The 17,640-nt window shown below is 70.6% G+C and carries 15 protein-coding genes and 1 rRNA gene; 1 reads left to right on the top strand and 15 read right to left on the bottom strand.

Annotated elements, in window-relative coordinates:
• The 14 genes from DEJ23_RS14645 to otsA all read right to left on the bottom strand — a co-directional run.
• A 16S ribosomal RNA gene (locus tag DEJ23_RS14645) occupies positions 1-108 on the bottom strand; the annotation flags it as partial.
• A 520-nt stretch (positions 109-628) separates the two neighbouring features.
• Positions 629-1,399 (bottom strand): fumarylacetoacetate hydrolase family protein, encoded by a 771-nt coding sequence (locus tag DEJ23_RS14640; protein ID WP_111240968.1) that lies wholly within the window; start codon positions 1,397-1,399, stop codon positions 629-631.
• 24 nt (positions 1,400-1,423) lie between these two features.
• The gene (locus tag DEJ23_RS14635) at positions 1,424-2,554 is read right to left on the bottom strand and encodes a branched-chain amino acid aminotransferase (protein WP_111240967.1); all 1,131 of its coding nucleotides are present in this window, start codon (positions 2,552-2,554) and stop codon (positions 1,424-1,426) included.
• A 13-nt stretch (positions 2,555-2,567) separates the two neighbouring features.
• Positions 2,568-3,635 (bottom strand): 3-isopropylmalate dehydrogenase, encoded by a 1,068-nt coding sequence (locus DEJ23_RS14630; protein ID WP_111240966.1) that lies wholly within the window; start codon positions 3,633-3,635, stop codon positions 2,568-2,570.
• 11 nt (positions 3,636-3,646) lie between these two features.
• On the bottom strand, positions 3,647-5,236 hold the full coding sequence (gene serA, locus DEJ23_RS14625; RefSeq protein ID WP_111240965.1) for a phosphoglycerate dehydrogenase: 1,590 nt from the start codon (positions 5,234-5,236) through the stop codon (positions 3,647-3,649).
• A gap of 163 nt (positions 5,237-5,399) precedes the next feature.
• A complete protein-coding gene (locus DEJ23_RS14620) occupies positions 5,400-5,780 on the bottom strand; it encodes a hypothetical protein (RefSeq protein WP_111240964.1) in 381 nt (126 codons plus the stop codon).
• Positions 5,777-6,220, bottom strand: coding sequence for a hypothetical protein (locus tag DEJ23_RS14615; RefSeq protein WP_111240963.1), 444 nt, complete (start codon positions 6,218-6,220; stop codon positions 5,777-5,779). The genes DEJ23_RS14620 and DEJ23_RS14615 overlap by 4 nt, the downstream gene beginning before the upstream one ends.
• Positions 6,221-6,270: 50 nt before the next feature.
• Entirely contained in the window at positions 6,271-7,461 is a 1,191-nt protein-coding gene (locus tag DEJ23_RS14610) for a mannitol-1-phosphate 5-dehydrogenase (RefSeq protein WP_111240962.1), read from the bottom strand.
• 218 nt (positions 7,462-7,679) lie between these two features.
• Positions 7,680-8,705: a ketol-acid reductoisomerase gene (gene ilvC / locus DEJ23_RS14605; RefSeq protein ID WP_111240961.1), complete on the bottom strand. Its 1,026-nt coding sequence runs from the start codon at positions 8,703-8,705 to the stop codon at positions 7,680-7,682.
• A 97-nt stretch (positions 8,706-8,802) separates the two neighbouring features.
• On the bottom strand, positions 8,803-9,303 hold the full coding sequence (gene ilvN, locus DEJ23_RS14600; protein ID WP_111240960.1) for an acetolactate synthase small subunit: 501 nt from the start codon (positions 9,301-9,303) through the stop codon (positions 8,803-8,805).
• Complete coding sequence (locus tag DEJ23_RS14595; protein WP_111240959.1) at positions 9,300-11,123, bottom strand: acetolactate synthase large subunit; 1,824 nt, start codon at positions 11,121-11,123, stop codon at positions 9,300-9,302. The genes ilvN and DEJ23_RS14595 overlap by 4 nt, the downstream gene beginning before the upstream one ends.
• A gap of 45 nt (positions 11,124-11,168) precedes the next feature.
• A complete protein-coding gene (gene ilvD, locus DEJ23_RS14590; protein WP_111240958.1) occupies positions 11,169-12,863 on the bottom strand; it encodes a dihydroxy-acid dehydratase in 1,695 nt (564 codons plus the stop codon).
• 96 nt (positions 12,864-12,959) lie between these two features.
• Complete coding sequence (gene otsB / locus DEJ23_RS14585; RefSeq protein ID WP_111240969.1) at positions 12,960-13,757, bottom strand: trehalose-phosphatase; 798 nt, start codon at positions 13,755-13,757, stop codon at positions 12,960-12,962.
• Positions 13,750-15,339 (bottom strand): alpha,alpha-trehalose-phosphate synthase (UDP-forming), encoded by a 1,590-nt coding sequence (otsA, locus tag DEJ23_RS14580; RefSeq protein WP_111240957.1) that lies wholly within the window; start codon positions 15,337-15,339, stop codon positions 13,750-13,752. The genes otsB and otsA overlap by 8 nt, the downstream gene beginning before the upstream one ends.
• Before the next feature lie 107 nt (positions 15,340-15,446).
• Here otsA and DEJ23_RS14575 point away from each other — a divergent pair, with 107 nt between their 5' ends.
• Positions 15,447-16,421, top strand: a complete 975-nt coding sequence (locus DEJ23_RS14575; protein ID WP_111240956.1) for a magnesium transporter CorA family protein — start codon at positions 15,447-15,449, stop codon at positions 16,419-16,421.
• A gap of 16 nt (positions 16,422-16,437) precedes the next feature.
• On the opposite strand, the gene DEJ23_RS14570 is transcribed toward DEJ23_RS14575, so the two are convergent.
• Complete coding sequence (locus tag DEJ23_RS14570) at positions 16,438-17,589, bottom strand: SLC13 family permease (RefSeq protein ID WP_111240955.1); 1,152 nt, start codon at positions 17,587-17,589, stop codon at positions 16,438-16,440.
• Positions 17,590-17,640 lie beyond the last annotated feature (51 nt).

Below are 17,640 nucleotides of genomic sequence, written 5' to 3'. Positions count from 1 at the left end.
ACCCGTTCGCCACTAATCCACCCAGCAAGCTGGGCATCATCGTTCGACTTGCATGTGTTAAGCACGCCGCCAGCGTTCGTCCTGAGCCAGGATCAAACTCTCCGTAAAAAATTACCAACCACATCCCGAAGAACATGGCCGAGTTGATCTTGACTGTAAAGACTGTCTACTGACAATCAATTCAATCCAAAAGGAATTGTCTCCGACGACCACAACCAAAGCTGCAATCGCACGGGGTCAAAATAATTGGCATTGACAATGTGCACGCTGTTGAGTTCTCAAGGACCAGACGCACCCCCCACTCGACTCCATGGAAGGAGTTTCGCCAGAGGGGCTTTGGATTCTCGACACCAGCCGACGAGCCTTGCGACTCGTCTCCATGGTGTGATGTGGTTGCCGAGCGGGACCCCGTCCGGACTGCATCGCCAGGTACTCGACCCGGTGACCGTCTCGGCCGTTCCGTTCTCCGCCTCAGCGGCAACGAGTGATTACTCTACACACGCTCCGAAGGCTCGGCCAACCGTCGTGACGCCCGGGCGTGTCGCGTTCGGCCGGGCGAGACGCTGCCCGGACACACCGACGGCCCGCTCCCCTGTCGGGAACGGGCCGTCGGTGTCTCGTGGCCGTGTCAGTGTCGGGCGATGACCGGGTTCTTGAGCGACCCGATGCCCTCGATGAGGACCTCGACCACCTCGCCGTCGCGGATCGCGCCGACGCCGGCGGGCGTTCCGGTCAGGATGACGTCGCCGGGCAGGAGCGTCCAGATCGAGGAGACGAACTCGACCAGGGTCGGGATGTCGTGCACCATCTCGCTCGTCGACGCCGCCTGGCGCAGCTCACCGTCGACGCGGGTCTCGAGTCGGATGTCCGACGGGTCGATCTCCGTCTCGATCACCGGGCCGAGCGGGCAGAAGGTGTCGAAGCCCTTCGCGCGGGTCCACTGACCGTCGCGTGCCTGCAGGTCACGGGCGGTGACGTCGTTCGCGATGGTGTAGCCGAGCACCACGCTGGCGAAGTCCTCGCGACGCACGTTCTTGGCGAGCGAGCCGATGACGATCGCGAGCTCGCCCTCGTGGTCGACGCGGCCGACCTCGGCGGGCAGGCGGATCGGGTCGTCGGGTCCGATGACCGCCGTGTTGGGCTTGAGGAACACCACCGGGTCGTCGCTCGACCGCTCGTCCATCTCGGAGGCGTGCTCGGCGTAGTTCAGACCCACGCCGATGACCTTCGACCGCGGGATCACCGGCGCGAGGAGCTTGGCGTCGGCGAGCGGCACCCGCTCCCCCGTCGTCTCGAACCCCTGGTACATCGGGTCCCCCGCGAGCACGACCAGGTCGCGCTCGTCGAGGATGCCGTACCGCGGGTCTTCACCCGTGCTGCTGAACCGTGCGATCTTCACCCGTCGACCCTACCGATCCCGGGCTCAGGCCGGCTCGGTCAGGCGCGTCATCCACCCGTGCGGGTCCGGACGGCGGCCGTACTGGATGTCGGTGAGTTCCTCGCGCAACGACATGGTGAGCTCCCCCGCACCGACGGTCGGCGACCCAATGGTGAAGCCCTCGCCGCGGAGTTCCGCGATGGGGGTGACCACTGCGGCGGTGCCGCACGCGAACGCCTCGGTGATCGTCCCGTCCGCGACGCCGTCACGCCACTCGTCGAGCGTCACGCGGCGGCGCTCGACCGTGAGACCGCGGTCCTCGGCGAGCTGCAGGATCGAGTCGCGCGTGATGCCCTCGAGGATCGACTCCGAGTCCGGGGTCACGAGCGTGCCGTCGGACGTGACGAGCACGACGTTCATCCCACCGAGTTCCTCGAGGTACCTGCCCTCCTCGGAGTCTAGGAACATCACCTGCTGGCAGCCCTGCTCGTACGCCTCCTGCTGCGGGAGCAGGGACGCCGCGTAGTTGCCGCCGGTCTTCGCCGCACCCGTGCCACCACGGGCGGCGCGGGCGTAGTGCGTCGAGAGCCAGATCGAGACCGGCTTCGGACCGGACGTGAAGTAGGCGCCGGCCGGACTCGCGATGCAGTGGTACGCGACCTCCTGCGCGGCGCGCACCCCGAGGAACGACTCCGTCGCGATCATGAACGGCCGGAGGTACAGGCTGGTCTCCGGAGCAGACGGCACCCAGTCGACGTCGGTGCGGACGAGCTGCCGGATCGACTCGACGAACACCTCGACGGGCAGCTCGGGGAGCGCGAGTCGGCGGGCCGAACGCTGGAAACGGCGCGCGTTGGCGTCCGGACGGAACGACCACACGGAGCCGTCCGCGTGGCGGTACGCCTTCAGCCCCTCGAAGATCTCCTGCGCGTAGTGGAGGACGCTCGCGCTCGGGTCGAGGGAGAGCGGACCGTACGGGTGGACCGACGCATCGTGCCAGCCGTCCTCGAGCGACCACTCGACGGTGGTCATGTGGTCGGTGAAGTGCTTGCCGAAGCCCGGGTCCGCGAGGATCTCCTCACGCTCGGCCGCTGCACGACGCTCGGGCGACGGCGTGCTCGCGAACTCGAGGGCGAAGTCGCCGTCGGTTCCGGTGTCGGTGTCGGTGCTGCTCATCGGGTGACTCCTGTCAGGCGGTGGTGGTGCGTGCTGCGGCCGCGGCGGCGATCGCGTCGCCGACCTCCGCCGTGCTGCGCTGCGTGGTGCCCCGGCTGGCGAGGTCGGCCTCGACCGCCTGCGTCACGGCCGCCGCGAGGTCCGCTCGACCGAGGTGGTCGAGCAGCAGGGCGACGGAGAGGACGGCGGCGGTCGGGTCGGCCACCTGCCGGCCGGCGATGTCGGGCGCGGAACCGTGGACCGGTTCGAACATGCTGGGGAAGGTGCCGTCGGGGTTGATGTTCCCCGAGGCCGCCAGACCGATGCCGCCGCTGATCGCGCCGGCCAGGTCGGTGATGATGTCGCCGAACAGGTTGTCGGTGACGATGACGTCGAACCGACCGGGTTCGCGCACCATGTGGATCGTCACCGCGTCGACGTGCTGGTAGTCGACGGTGACGTCGGGGTGCTCCTCGGCGACCGCGGCGACCGTGCGCTGCCAGAGCGCGCCCGCGTTGACGAGGACGTTGCTCTTGTGCACGAGCGTCAGGTGCTTCCGCGGCCGGCGGGAGGCCAGGTCGAACGCGTAGCGCACGACCCGCTCGACCCCGTGGGCGGTGTTGAGCGAGACCTCGGTCGCGATCTCGTGCGGGGTCCCCGTGCGGATCGCACCGCCGTTGCCCACGTACGGCCCCTCGGTGCCCTCGCGGACGACCACGAAGTCGACCTCGCCCGGGTCCGCGAGGGGACTCGCCACCGATGAGTACACCTTCGTCGGGCGGAGGTTGACGTAGTGGTCGAACGCGAACCGCAGCTTCAGCAGGAGGCCGCGCTCGATGATCCCCCCGGCGAGCCGGGGGTCGCGCGGGTCGCCGCCGACGGCACCGAGCAGGATCGCGTCGTGCTCGGCGACGGCGGCCATGTCGTCGTCGGTGAGGATGTCCCCCGTCTCGAGGTAGCGCGAAGCGCCGAGGGAGAACGCGGTCTCCTGCACGTCGAGGTCGCCCGGCAGCACGGCGCGCAGGACCTTCAGCGCCTCGTCCACGACCTCGGGCCCGATGCCGTCGCCGCGGATGACCGCCAGCTTGACCGTCTGTGCCATGTCCGACGCCCCTACAGCGTGATGTCGATCTCGCGGAGCGAGGTCGCGTCGATGGTGGAGCGCACGTGCTCGAGGATCTCCGCGGGGACCGGCGAGTCGACGGTCAGGACGCTCAGGGCCTGGCCGCCCGCGGCCTCGCGCGAGATCTGCATCGCCGCGATGTTGATGCCGGCGTCCCCGAACTCCTTGCCGTAGACCGCGACGATGCCGGGGCGGTCCGTGTAGACCATGACGACGTGGTGCGCGTCGAGGGCGACCTCGACGTCGTGGCCGTTGATCTCCACGAGCTTCTCGACCTGCTTCGGGCCCGTGAGCGTGCCGGACACGCTGATGGCGGGACCGTCGGACTGGGCGCCGCGGATGGTGAGCACGTTGCGGTACTCCGGGCTGTCGGCGTCGGTGATGAGGCGCACGCTCACCCCGCGCTGCTCCGCGATCAGCGGCGCGTTCACGTAGGAGACCTGGTCGCTGACGACGTCGGTGAACACGCCCTTGAGCGCCGCGAGCTTCAGCACGCTGACGTCGTACTGCGCGAGCTCGCCGTGCACCTCGACGTCGATGCTCGTGACAGGCGAGGTCGCGAGCCCGGTGAAGACCTGACCGAGCTTCTCCATGAGCGGGATGCCCGGGCGCACGTAGGGGTCGATGACACCGCCGGCGACGTTGACGGCGTCCGGCACCAGCTCGCCGCCGAGGGCGAGGCGCACGGACTTCGCGACCGAGACGCCCGCCTTCTCCTGGGCCTCGTCCGTCGAGGCGCCGAGGTGCGGCGTCACGACGACGTTCGGCAGGGCGAGCAGCGGCGAGTCCTTCGGCGGCTCGGACACGAAGACGTCGAGCCCGGCGCCCGCGATGGTGCCCGACGTGAGGGCTCGGTGCAGCGCCTCCTCGTCGATGAGGCCGCCCCGGGCCACGTTGACGACGAACGCGGTCGGCTTCATGAGCGCGAACTGCGCGTCCGAGATCATGCCCACCGTCTCCGGCGTCTTGGGCATGTGGATGGTCGTGAAGTCGGCACGGCGGAGCAGGTCCTCGAGGGAGACGAGCTCGACCCCGAGCTGCTGCGCGCGCGCCGTGGTGACGTACGGGTCGTACGCGATGACGGAGACCCCGAAGGCCTGCAGACGCTGCGTGATGAGCGCGCCGATGCGGCCGAGGCCGATGATGCCGACCGTCTTCTCGTAGAGCTCGACGCCCGTGTAGGACGAGCGCTTCCAGGCCCCGGCCGCCAGCGACGCGTGCGCGGCCGGGATGTGCCGCGCGAGCGACAGGATGTGGCCGACCGTGAGTTCGGCCGCCGAGATGATGTTCGAGGTCGGCGCGTTGACGACCATGACCCCGGCGGTCGTCGCCGCCTTGATGTCGACGTTGTCGAGTCCGACCCCGGCACGGGCGACGACCTTGAGCTGCGGCGCCGCGGCGATCGCCTCGGCGTCGATCTTCGTGGCGGAGCGCACCAGCACGGCGTGCGCGTCGGCGAGGGAGGCCAGGAGTGCGGAGCGGTCGGTACCGTCCACGTTCCGGATCTCGAAGTCGGGCCCGAGGGCGTCGACGGTGGCGGGCGAGAGTTCTTCGGCGATCAGGACGACCGGCTTCGGCACAGCTGCTGTTCCTCACACGAGACGGGCGGTATCCCACCATCGTATCGACGCGGGGACACGGTTACGACCGCGCCTTCGGTCCCCCACGGGACCACACGACGGTCTGGAGGGCCGGTGCCAGCCGGCACCGTGCCTCCCGTCCGTCACCGGGTCGCGACGCGCACTAGAAGTCGAGCAGGCGCGGCACGAAGAGCTGCAGGTCCAGCCAGAGCGCGCCCGCCGCGGCGAACGCGACCAGGAAGACGCCGACCGTCACCGACAGCCGTGCGCGACGCGTCACCCAGAGGGCGACCACGAACGCGACGGGCGCGATCGCGATGTCGAGGACGAGCCAGCCCCACGGGGTGCTGCGCTGGAGCGAGCCGCCCCCGGACGTCGTCTGCAGGAACGTGTTGAAGGCCTGGACCGACTGCGAGACCGTGATGAGGTTGCCGACGCTCTGCACCGTCATGTACGCGAACAACGCGCCGAAGACGACCCAGACGGCGACCCGTCCGACGAGCGCCGAGGGGGTCCGGCGGCTCGCCGGCATCGCGGCGGTCACCCGAAGCTCCTGGTCATGAGGAACGGCCAGGGGAAGAGGACCGCGGCGCCGAGGAGCATCCAGAGCAGGCGGGTGCGGGTGCGACGTCCGCGCCCGGCCCAGAGCACGACGGTGAACCACAGCGCGGGCGCGACGATCGACAGGAAGCGCAGGACCTCGACGAACACGGTGAGGACGGTGTCGACGTCCGACACGTACGCCGTCGACGCGGTGAGCAGCCAGGCGACGGTGTAGAGCAGGTAGAGCCCGCCGAACACCCCGAAGCCGACGAGCGCGCCCGAGGTCTCGGGCGTCTCGGGGTCGCGGCCCCCGCGGTCGTGCACGGCGACCGGGTTGTGGGCCGCGTCGACGTGGGTCGCGTCGTCCGCGTCGCCCCAGCTGAGGGCTTCGTCGTCGTCGTGGTCGACGGAGCCGTCGGGCGGGGATGCTGCCGTGGTCATGCAGACGATCCTACGAGGCACCCGTGTCGACGGACACCACCGCGGGCCGGTCAGACGTCGGCGGGCTGCGCCTCGAGCACCTCGGCGACGACGTCGCGCACCGCCGGGAACAGCGGGTGGCTCTCCATGAGACCGGTGAGGATCTCGGTGAGCGCGTGCGCGGTCGCCCCCGAGCGCAGCAGCGCGTGCAGCTCGATCGACTCGGGGTCGTTCTCGTCGTCGAACGCCAGCGCGACGCGGACCGCCCCGAGCAGGTGCTCGACGGGCATCCCCCGCTCGGCCAGCTGCGACGCCGGGCCGACGAAGCGCTCGCGCCGACCGAGCTTCCGCAGCGGGTTGCGACCGACGCGGGCCGTGCTGTCCGGCAGGAGCGGGTTCGCGATGCGGGTCAGGTTCGCGGCGACGTACCGGGCGTGCTCGGCCGGGTCGAACCCGTGCTTCGCGACGAGGAGCGCCGTGGTCTCGGCGAGGACGCCGTCCACCTCGGCGCGGACCTCGCGGTCCTCGAGTGCCTCGCGGATGAGCCGGATCCCCCGGACGAACCCGTGGTAGGCGGCGGTCGCGTGCGCCGTGTTCACGGTGTACAGCTTCCGCTCGACGAACGGCTGCAGGTCGTCGACCCACGTCACCCCGTCGATCTGCGGCGGTTCCGCATCCGACGCCGCGAACGGCGTGCGCTCGATGACCCACTCGTAGAAGGGCTCGAGCACGACGTCGAGACCGCCCGACTGGCCGAGCACACCGGACTGGTCCGGGACGATCCGGTCGATCGCGCAGTTCGCGAACACGGCGGCGACGTCGCGGTCCTCGAGGATCGGGGCGCGTCGGATGCTGGCGTGCAGCGAGTCCGTCGCGTTGAAGGCGTTCTCGCACGCGACGATCGTGACGTCGCCGAGCTCGGCCGCGCGTGCCGCCAGGCCCTCGGCGATGACCGGGGCCACGAGCGGCAGCGTGCGGGCACCGACCGCGGTCGTCACGACGTCCGCCTCGGCGATGGCCCGCACCACGCGGTCGCGGTCGGTCTTGCTGCTCAGGGCACGGAACCCGTACACCAGGTGCTCGACCGGCTGCTCGCCGACCTCGTGCACGACGAACCGTCCGGCCTCGTTGAGCGCCGAGACGACGCGGTCGTCCACGTCGACGAAGGTGAGCTCGTACCCGCTCGCGACCAGGAACTGGCCCACGAACCCGCGCCCGATCTTGCCGGCGCCGATGTGGACCGCTCGCTTCGTCACCGCCATCCGACGATCCTCCCACGTCCGAGGACACGGTCGTGACCACTCCTCGTGGTGCCGTGGAGCAGGGTGGCGGGACCGGAGCGCGGGAGCGCGGGGACGTCACGGGGACGCCGGACGTCGGCGCTGGAGCAGGAGGGGTACTGGTGCATGTCGTTCGGGTCACATCGCGAGGCGGCGGTGCGCACGCACCGCCGCCTCGTCATCGAGTGGTCGTCCGCAGACTACCGCGCGGCCGAGCCGTCCACGTAGTCGGCGTCGTTCGACTTCCACGCGAACAGCGCGCGGAGCTCACGGCCGGTGGCCTCGATCGGGTGCCCCTCGCCCTTCGCGCGGAGCTCCTTGAACTCCGGCGCCCCGGCGTCCTGGTCCTCGATGAAGCGCTTGGCGAAGGTGCCGTCCTGGATGTCCGCGAGGACGGCCTTCATGTTCTCCTTGACCTCGGGCGAGATCACGCGCGGGCCCGACACGTAGTCGCCGAACTCGGCCGTGTCGGAGATCGACCAGCGCTGCTTGGTGAGGCCGCCCTCCCAGATGAGGTCGACGATGAGCTTCAGCTCGTGCAGGACCTCGAAGTAGGCGATCTGCGGCTGGTAGCCCGCCTCGACCAGGGTCTCGAAGCCGTACTGGATGAGCTGCGAGGTGCCACCGCAGAGGACGGCCTGCTCACCGAACAGGTCGGTCTCGGTCTCCTCGGTGAAGGTCGTCTTGATGCCGCCGGAGCGCAGGCCGCCGATGGCCTTCGAGTACGACCACGCGAGGTCCCAGGCGCTGCCCGACGCGTCGACCTCGACGGCGACGATCACGGGGACGCCACGGCCGGCCTCGTACTCGCGACGGACCGTGTGACCCGGGCCCTTCGGTGCGACGAGCGACACGTCGACGCCCTCGGGCGCCTGGATGTAGCCGTAGCGGATGTTGAAGCCGTGGCCGAAGACGAGCGTGGCGCCCGGCTTGAGGTTCGGCTCGATGTCGTCACGGTAGACGATGCGCTGCACCTGGTCCGGCGCGAGGATGACGACGACGTCGGCCCACGCGGTCGCGTCGGCCGGCGTGAGGACCTCGAAGCCCGCCTCCTCGGCCTTCTGGCGGCTCTTCGAGCCCTCCTGGAGGCCGATCTTGACCTCGACGCCGGAGTCGCGCAGGTTGAGGGCGTGGGCGTGGCCCTGCGAGCCGTAGCCGATGACGGCGACCTTCTTGCCCTGGATGAGCGTCAGGTCGGCGTCGGCGTCGTACACGATGTCAGTCACGAGGGTCTGTCTCCTTGGTTCTGGTGGCTTGTGGTGAGCGGACGGGAGGCGCGTGGCGGGGCCGCCCGCGCGCCTCCCGTCCGGATGACGGGTGCGTTCAGCGCACGCGGTCGGTGATGCTCTTCGGACCGCGGCCCATGCCGAGCAGGCCGGCTCGGGCGAGCTCCTTGATGCCGTAGGGCTCGAGGACGCGGAGGATCGCCTGGATCTTGCCGGGGTCGCCGGTGACCTCGACGACGAGCGAGTCGGTCGCCACGTCGACGACCTGCGCGCGGAACAGGTTCACGGCCTCGAGCACGGCGGAACGCGTCTGGTTGTCGACCCGCACCTTCACGAGCATGTGCTCGCGCTGCACCGACTGCGAGTAGTCGAGCTCGACGATCTTGATGACGTTCACGAGCTTGTTGAGCTGCTTCGTGACCTGCTCGAGCGGCAGGTCCTCGACGTCGACGACCACCGTGATCCGCGACAGTCCATCGACCTCGGTGTTGCCCACGGCGAGCGACTCGATGTTGAAGCCGCGGCGGGCGAACAGGCCGGCGACGCGCGTCAGCAGACCCGGCTTGTCCTCGACGAGCAGGGAGAGGACGTGGCTCATGCGGGGTCTCCGGTCATGTCGGCGTCCTCGACGTCCCAGCTGGGCGCGTGGTCGCGGGCGTACTGGATGGACGAGTTGCCGACGCCCTGCGGGACCATCGGCCACACCATGGAGTCGCGGCTCACCACGAAGTCGATGACGACCGGGCGGTCGTTCGTCTCGAGGGCGAGCCGGATGGCGTCGTCGACCTGGTCGGCGCGCTCGACACGGATGCCGAGGGCACCGTAGGCGTCGGCGAGCTTCACGAAGTCCGGCACGCGGCGCGACTCGTGTCCGGTCTCGAGGTCGGTGAACGAGTGGCGGCCGTCGTAGAACAGCGTCTGCCACTGCCGCACCATCCCGAGCGACGAGTTGTTGATGATCGCGACCTTGATCGGGATGTCGTTGATGACGCAGGTGGCGAGCTCCTGGTTCGTCATCTGGAAGCAGCCGTCGCCGTCGATCGCCCAGACCACACGGTCCGGTTCGGCGACCTTCGCGCCCATGGCGGCGGGGACCGAGTAGCCCATCGTGCCGGCGCCGCCGGAGTTCAGCCATGCGTGCGGCCGCTCGTACCGGATGAACTGCGCCGACCACATCTGGTGCTGGCCCACGCCCGAGGCGTAGACGGCCTCCGGTCCCGTGAGCTCGCCGATCCGTCGGATGATCGCCTGCGGGGCGAGCAGCCCGTCGGTCGGCTCGACGTAGCCGAGCGGGAAGTCGACGCGGAGCTGTTCGAGCTTCGCCCACCAGGCGGCCGTGGACGCGCGTTCGCCGGTCGGCACGCCGTTCCACGCGTCGAGCAGGTCGACGAGCACCTCGCGGGCGTCGCCGACGATCGGGACGTCCGCGAAGCGGATCTTCGAGATCTCCGCCGGGTCGATGTCGACGTGCACGACCTTCGCGTGGGGCGCGAACTCGTCGGCCTTGCCGGTCACGCGGTCGTCGAACCGGGCACCGAGGGCGATGATGAGGTCGCTGTCCTGCAGACCGAGCACCGCCGGCACCGTGCCGTGCATGCCGGGCATGCCGAGGTGCTGCGGGTGCGAGTCCGGGAAGGCACCACGCGCCATGAGCGTCGTGACGACCGGCGCACCGGTCGCCTCGGCGAAGCGCAGGAGCTCGGCGGACGCCCCGGAGCGGACGACACCGCCGCCGACGTAGAGCACCGGACGCTCGGCCTCGGCCAGCAGCTGCGCGGCCGCGGTGATCTGCTTGCCGTGCGCCTTGGTGACCGGGCGGTAGCCGGGCAGGTCGACCTTCGGCGGCCACACGTACGGCGCCGACTTCTGCTGGGCGTCCTTGGTGATGTCGACGAGCACCGGGCCCGGACGGCCCGTCGTCGCGATCTGGTGCGCGGCAGCGAGCGTCGCCGGGATGTCCGCGGGGTCGGTCACGAGGAACGAGTGCTTCGTGATCGGCATCGTGATGCCGACGATGTCGGCTTCCTGGAAGGCGTCCGTCCCCATCAGGGTCGAGAACACCTGCCCGGTGATGGCGATGAACGGCACCGAGTCCATGTACGCGTCCGCGATCGCGGTGACGAGGTTCGTCGCACCCGGGCCGGACGTCGCGATGGCGACGCCGACCTTGCCCGACGCCGAGGCGTAGCCCTCGGCGGCGTGGCCGGCACCCTGCTCGTGCCGGACGAGGACGTGCCGGATCGTGGTGGACGCCATCAGTTCGTCGTAGAACGGGATGATGGCGCCGCCGGGCAGGCCGAAGACGTCGGTGATCCCGAGGTGCTCGAGCGTCCGGAGGACGGCTCCCGAGCCGGTCAGGATCTCCGGCGACCGGCGTGCACCGGTGGCCGCGGACAGCGGAGTGGCTTCCGTGGGCATGAGGTGGTCCTTGCCTGGAGGGATGGCGGTTCGAACGTGTCGACGCTAGCCCGTGACCGCGCCCTTGGCGGCGGACTGGACGAGCTTCGCGAACTTCGCGAGGACTCCGCGGGTGTAACGCGGGGGCAGCGGGGCCCAGCCTTCGCGGCGGGCCTCCAGCTCGGCTTCGTCGACCAGTAGGTCGAGCGAGCGAGCCGCGATGTCGACACGGATGCGGTCGCCATCGCGCACGAACGCCACTGGACCTGCGTCCACGGCTTCCGGTGCGATGTGGCCGATGCACAGGCCGGTTGTGCCGCCTGAGAATCGTCCGTCCGTCAAGAGTAGTACATCCTTGCCCAGTCCGGCGCCCTTGATGGCCGCGGTGATGGCGAGCATCTCGCGCATGCCGGGTCCGCCCTTGGGGCCCTCGTAGCGGATGACCACCACGTCGCCCTTCTGGATCCGCCCCTCGGTCAGGGCGTCCATGGCGGCCCGCTCGCGGTCGAACACCCGCGCGGGGCCCTCGAACACGGCGGCGTCGAAGCCCGCGGTCTTCACGACGGCGCCCTCGGGCGCGAACGTGCCCTTGAGGATGGTGAGGCCACCGGTCTCGTGGATCGGGTTGTCGAGCGTGCGGAACACCTCGCCGTCGAGCTCCGGCGGGTCGATCTCGGCGAGGTTCTCGGCGAGGGTCTTCCCCGTGACGGTCATGACGTCACCGTGCAGCAGGCCGGCCTCGAGCAGCGCCTTCATGATCACGGGGATGCCGCCGTTGCGGTCGACGTCGACCATGACGTACTTGCCGAAGGGCTTCATGTCGGCCAGGTGCGGGACCTTCGAGCCGATGCGGTTGAAGTCGTCGAGGGTGAGCTCGACCTCGGCCTCGTGCGCGATGGCGAGCAGGTGCAGGACGACGTTGGTGGAGCCTCCCAGCGCCATCGCGACCGCGATCGCGTTCTCGAAGGCCTCCTTCGTCAGGATCTGCCGGGCGGTGAGGCCGAGACGCAGCATGTTGACCACGGCCTCGCCGGAGCGGCGGGCGTAGTAGTCACGGCGGCGGTCGGCGCTCGGCGGGGCGGCGGACCCGGGCAGCGACATGCCGAGGGCCTCGGCGACGCTCGCCATCGTGTTGGCGGTGTACATCCCGCCGCAGGCGCCCTCGCCCGGGACGATCGCGCACTCGATCTCCTTGAGCTCGGCCTCGGTCATGGTGCCGGCCTTGCACGCACCGACGCCCTCGAAGGAGTCGATGATCGTGACCTCCTTGAAGGATCCGTCGGCCTGCTTCACGTAGCCCGGCATGACCGAGCCGGCGTACAGGAAGACGCTCGCGAGGTCGAGGCGCGCGGCGGCCATGAGCATGCCGGGCAGCGACTTGTCGCAGCCGGCGAGCAGGACGGTGCCGTCCAGGCGCTCGGCGTTCACCACGGTCTCGACGCTGTCGGCGATGACCTCGCGCGAGACGAGCGAGAAGTGCATGCCCTCGTGGCCCATCGAGATGCCGTCGGAGACGGAGATGGTGCCGAACTGCAGCGGGTACCCGCCGCCGGAGTGCACGCCCTCCTTGGCGCCCTGCGCGAGGCGGTCGAGCGACAGGTTGCAGGGGGTGATCTCGTTCCACGAGGACGCGATCCCGATCTGCGGCTTGTCCCAGTCTGCGTCGCCCATGCCGACGGCCCGGAGCATGCCACGCGAGGTGGTCGCTTCGATCCCGTCGGTGACGACCCGGCTACGCGGCTTCACGTCGATGTCAGGCATGGAGGCAGTCTAGGACCAGTTGGGATACCAACCGGACAACACCCTGGGTCCGCACGGTCCGAGCGGGACCGGACGGGAGGCACGGGGCCGGTTCCGTCAGCGTGTCGCGCGCAACCGCCCCAGCTGCTTCAGGACGTCGGTGAGCGCCGCCGGGTCCGCCACGCGGTGGCCGGCGAGCGTGTCGCCCTCCCCCACCTTCACGCCGACGTCGCCGTCCCGGAGCACCCGGAAGGCGTCCTCGTCGGTGACGTCGTCGCCGGCGAAGAACACCGCGTCCGCCCCGCGGAGCTCGCGCAGGCGGTCGATCGCATCGCCCTTCGTGACGTGCCGGACGGCGAACTCGACGATGTCCTTGCCGCCGCGCTCGAGCACCCCGGGGTCCGCTGCGTGCGCGGCCTCGCTCGCGGCGACGTTCGCCTCGGCGGCGACCTCGGCGCTCACCCGTCGGGTGTGGATGCCGTGCCCGGCGGGCTTGTGCTCGACGACGACGCCGGGGAACCGTGCCCCGACCTCGTCGAGCGCGGCCCCGACCCGGGCGACGCGGGCGAGTTCCTCGTCCGTCAGCGCGGCCTCGTCGTGCCCGTCGACCCGCCACTCGACGCCGTGCGACCCGATGAGCGCCATGCCCTCCGGTGCGTACGAGACGCGCGCGAGCCCGTCGAGCGGGCGACCGGAGACGAGGACGACCTCGGTGTCCCGGGCGCGCTGCAACGTGAGGACCGCCGCCCACGACCCCGGCAACGCCCCCACCGCCGCGGGATCGTCGGCGAACGGGGCCAGGGTGCCGTCGAAGTCGAGGGCGACGAGCAGTCGCGGCGCGCCCGCCAGCGTCTCGAGGGCCGACGTCAGGGCGGACGGGGCGGTGCCCGGCGTGGTGTCCGTCGCCTCAGGCACCACGGACCTCCCGGGTGTCCTCGGCGGCTCGCGCGGTCTGTGCTTCCTGGTCGAAGATCGACGTCGTGTCCTGCAGCTCCTCGACGTGCTCGTCTCCCGGGTCCGACGCGGACGGGTCGAGCTTCGCGCGGTTCGGGGCGTGCCGGTCGAGCGCCTCGAGGAACGACCGCGACCAGCGTGCCACGTCGTTGTCGCGGACACGCTTCCGGAGCGCACGCATGCGCGTCGAGCGCTCCCGGCGCGGCATCTCGATCGCCCGCTGGATCGAGTCCTTCAGCGCACCGATGTCGTGCGGGTTCACGATCACGGCCTGCTTCAGCTCGTCGGCGGCACCGGCGAACTCGGACAGGATGAGCACGCCGTCGTTGTCGAAGCGCGCGGCCACGTACTCCTTCGCGACGAGGTTCATGCCGTCGCGGAGGGCCGTGACGAGCATGATGTCGGCGGCGAGGTAGAGCGCCACCATCTCCTCCCGCGGGTACCCGTGGTGCAGGTACGCGATGGGCTGGTGGCCGATGACACCGAGGTCGCCGTTGATCCGGCCGACCGTGAGCTCGATCTCGTCGCGCAGCGCGGCGTAGGTGTCGACACGCTCCCGGCTCGGGCTGGCCACCTGGACGAGGGTGGCGTCCTCGACCTTGACGCGGCCGTCCTCGACGAGCTCACCGAACGCCTTGATGCGGTGCCGGATGCCCTTCGTGTAGTCGAGCCGGTCCACGCCGAGCAGCACGGTCGTCGGGTTGCCGAGGCTCTCGCGGATCTCCCGTGCGCGCTCCTGCACCTCGGGACGGTGGGCGATCTCCTCGAAGCTCTCGGCGTCGATCGAGATCGGGAAGTGACGCGCCTCGACGTGCCGGACCGTGATGCCCTTCCGGCTCCGCGGGGCCGCCGGGTCGTCGACCGGGACGTCGATCGTCGACCCCTTGGTGGTGTAGCCCTTGATGTGCCGCACGGCGCGGAGGAAGTCGCTCGCGTCGTCCTGGCGCTGGAAGCCGATGACGTCGGCCCCGAGCAGCCCGTCGAGGATCTGCGCCCGCCACGGCAGCTGCGCGTAGATGCCGACCGGCGGGAACGGGATGTGGTTGAAGAAGCCGATCGTCAGGTCCGGACGGCGCTCGCGGAGCATCGCGGGCAGGAGCTGGAGCTGGTAGTCCTGCACCCACACGATGCCGTCCTGCTCGACGATCTCGGCGATCTGGTCGGCGAAGCGGGCGTTGACGCGCTTGTACGCGTTCCACCAGTCACGGTGGTAGCTCGGGTGCTCGATGACGTCGTGGTAGAGCGGCCACAGCGTGTCGTTGCTGAAGCCCTCGTAGTACTCCTCGACGTCCTCGGCACTGAGCGGCACCGGGACGATGTGGATCCCCTCGTTGTCGAACGGCGCGACCTCGACGTCGGGCTGGCCGACCCAGCCGACCCAGGCGCCGTCGTTGGCACGCATGACCGGCTCGAGTGCCGTCACCAGCCCGCCGGGCGAGTGCCGCCACCCCTCGTTGCCGTCCTCGTCGACGACACGGTCCACGGGGAGGCGGTTCGAGGCGACGACGAAGGCGTACCGGTCCTGGTCGGTGGTTGCTGCCATGGGGTGGTGGGGTCTCCGTTCCCCCCGGCTCGAGCGCCGGGATCGTCGCCGACGGTACCAGCGCGGGCGCAGCGGGCTCTCGGAGCCCGCTCACTAGGCTCGTCCGCATGGTCATGACACGGGCGTGGCGGCACGGCACCGCGGTGGCGCAGGACTTCCCGGTCGAGCGGGTGTCCGACCTCCTGCGACGCGACGACGACTGCTTCGTGTGGGTCGACCACGTGGACCCGGGTCCGGCCGACCTCGACCAGCTCGAGGACGAGTTGGGCGTGCACGTCCTGGCCGTCGAGGACGCCCTCGAGCGCGGGCAGCGTCCGAAGCTCGACCGCTACCGGGACAGCCTGTTCCTCGTCGTCTACGACGTGCAGGGCCTCGACGCGCAGGGCGACCTCGTCACGCACGAGGTCAAGGCGTTCGTCACGCACCGCGCGCTCGTCACGATCCACGGGCCGGAGGTCGACCTCCGGTCGGTGGGACGCCGGCTCGACGCGGACGCGGACCTCGCCGCCCACGGGGTGCCGTGGCTCGTGTGGGCGCTCCTCGACGCCGTCGTCGACCACGCGACGAAGGCCGTCGAGGACATCGAGGCACGGATCGACGACCTCGAGGACGACCTGTTCGAGCACGGGAACCCCCGCGAGCAGCAGATCCAGCGGCGCTCGTTCCGGCTCCGGAAGGCCCTCGGCGTGCTGCGACGACAGGTCGTGCCCACCCGGGACAGCGTCGCGTCGCTGCTGCACGGCGACGCCGAGACGGTCGTCGACGGGATCCGGCCGTACTTCCGTGACGTGGAGGACCACCTGGTGTCGATCGCCGACACCGTCGACCAGCTGCGGGACGCGGTGTCGAGCGTGCTCGACACCAACCTCAACCTGGCGTCGAACCGGCAGAACACCGTCATGAAGAAGGTGACGAGCTGGGCGGCGATCATCGCCATCCCGACCGCCATCACGGGGTTCTTCGGGCAGAACGTGGCGTTCCCCGGTGAGGGGCACTGGAGCGGCCTGTTCGCCTCGGTGTCGCTCATCGTCGTGACGTCGCTCGTGCTCTACCGCGTCTTCCGGGCGAAGGACTGGCTGTAGCGAGCGCCGCGGCGCCTCAGACCTGCAGCGCGAGCACGCCCGCCACGACCGTGAGCGGCGCGACGACGCAGCCGAGCGCCGTGTACCGGGCCCACGACAGGTGCACGCCCTCGGACGCCAGGCGCGCGTGCCAGAGCAGCGTCGCGAGCGAGGCCCACGGCGTGACGAGGCAACCCGCGTTCACGCCGACGAGGAGCGCCGCGTACCGCAGTGCCTCGTGGCCGGCCGCCGGCTCGAGCACCAGGTAGGCGGGCAGGTTGTCGATCGCGTTCGCCGCGACCCCGCCGGCACCGCCGAGCAGCAGCAGCGAGCCCGTGTCGGTGCCGCCGGAGAGCGCCTGCACCACCGGGTCGGTCAGCCCGGTCGCGTGCAGGGTCTCGACGACGACGAAGAGCCCGGCGGCGAAGACGAGCGTCGACCACGGCACGCGGGACGGCCGGAGCTCCGACGGGGCTCGGAACGCCGCCACGACGACGAGGAACCCCGCAGCGGCGAGCGCTGCGATCCACACGGTGACGCCGGCGGTGAGGGCGACGACGAGGGCGACGAGCACCGCAGCAGCGGACCAGAAGAAGAGCGGGTCGCGCGGGCGCCGGAGCGCGACCGGCGTGTACCGACCGAACAGCTCGCCGCGGAACACCACCAGGAGCACCGCGCACGGCACGACGACCCCGGCGAGCGCCGCCCACACCATCAGCCCGGCGAACGGCAGGGGCCCGTCGAGCCCGATCCCGTCGACCGCGAGCAGGTTCGTCAGGTTCGACACCGGCAGCAGCAGCGACGCCGTGTTGGCCAGCCACACGGTCGTGAGCGCGAACGGCATCGGCGGCAGGCCGACCCGACGGGCGAGCGTGATGACGATGGGGGTGAGCAGGACCGCGGTGGTGTCGATGCTCAGGAAGACGGTGCAGACGACGGCCAGCACGACGACCGCGGCCCAGAGTCCGATGGTCCGTCCACCGCCGACCCGCGCGGCGAGGTCGGCCAACCGGTCGAAGACGCCGGCGTCGGCCGCGAGCTCGGAGACGACGGTCAGGCCGAGGACGAACGCCAGCACCGGGACGACCCGTTCGGCGAGCGTCGCGAGGTCCGACAGGGGCAGCAGTCCGAGCGCGACGCACACGGCGCCGACGACGAGCAGCAGCCCCCCGATGACGGCCTGACGCACGGTGACTCCTCGTTCTGCCGACCGGCACGGCGACCGGCGGCGCTCCAATGT

This window comes from Curtobacterium sp. MCSS17_008 (assembly GCF_003234185.1).
GTDB lineage: Bacteria > Actinomycetota > Actinomycetes > Actinomycetales > Microbacteriaceae > Curtobacterium.
This window is presented reverse-complemented; position numbering and strand designations above follow the sequence as displayed.

Excerpts from the sequence above, each read along its gene's own strand:
- DEJ23_RS14635 (WP_111240967.1), bottom strand. The coding sequence starts at position 2,554 with ATGAGCAGCACCGACACCGACACCGGAACCGACGGCGACTTCGCCCTC.
- DEJ23_RS14630 (WP_111240966.1), bottom strand. The coding sequence starts at position 3,635 with ATGGCACAGACGGTCAAGCTGGCGGTCATCCGCGGCGACGGCATCGGG.
- DEJ23_RS14615 (WP_111240963.1), bottom strand. The coding sequence starts at position 6,220 with ATGACCACGGCAGCATCCCCGCCCGACGGCTCCGTCGACCACGACGAC.
- DEJ23_RS14610 (WP_111240962.1), bottom strand. The coding sequence starts at position 7,461 with ATGGCGGTGACGAAGCGAGCGGTCCACATCGGCGCCGGCAAGATCGGG.
- ilvN (WP_111240960.1), bottom strand. The coding sequence starts at position 9,303 with ATGAGCCACGTCCTCTCCCTGCTCGTCGAGGACAAGCCGGGTCTGCTG.
- DEJ23_RS14595 (WP_111240959.1), bottom strand. The coding sequence starts at position 11,123 with ATGCCCACGGAAGCCACTCCGCTGTCCGCGGCCACCGGTGCACGCCGG.
- ilvD (WP_111240958.1), bottom strand. The coding sequence starts at position 12,863 with ATGCCTGACATCGACGTGAAGCCGCGTAGCCGGGTCGTCACCGACGGG.
- otsA (WP_111240957.1), bottom strand. The coding sequence starts at position 15,339 with ATGGCAGCAACCACCGACCAGGACCGGTACGCCTTCGTCGTCGCCTCG.
- DEJ23_RS14575 (WP_111240956.1), top strand. The coding sequence starts at position 15,447 with ATGGTCATGACACGGGCGTGGCGGCACGGCACCGCGGTGGCGCAGGAC.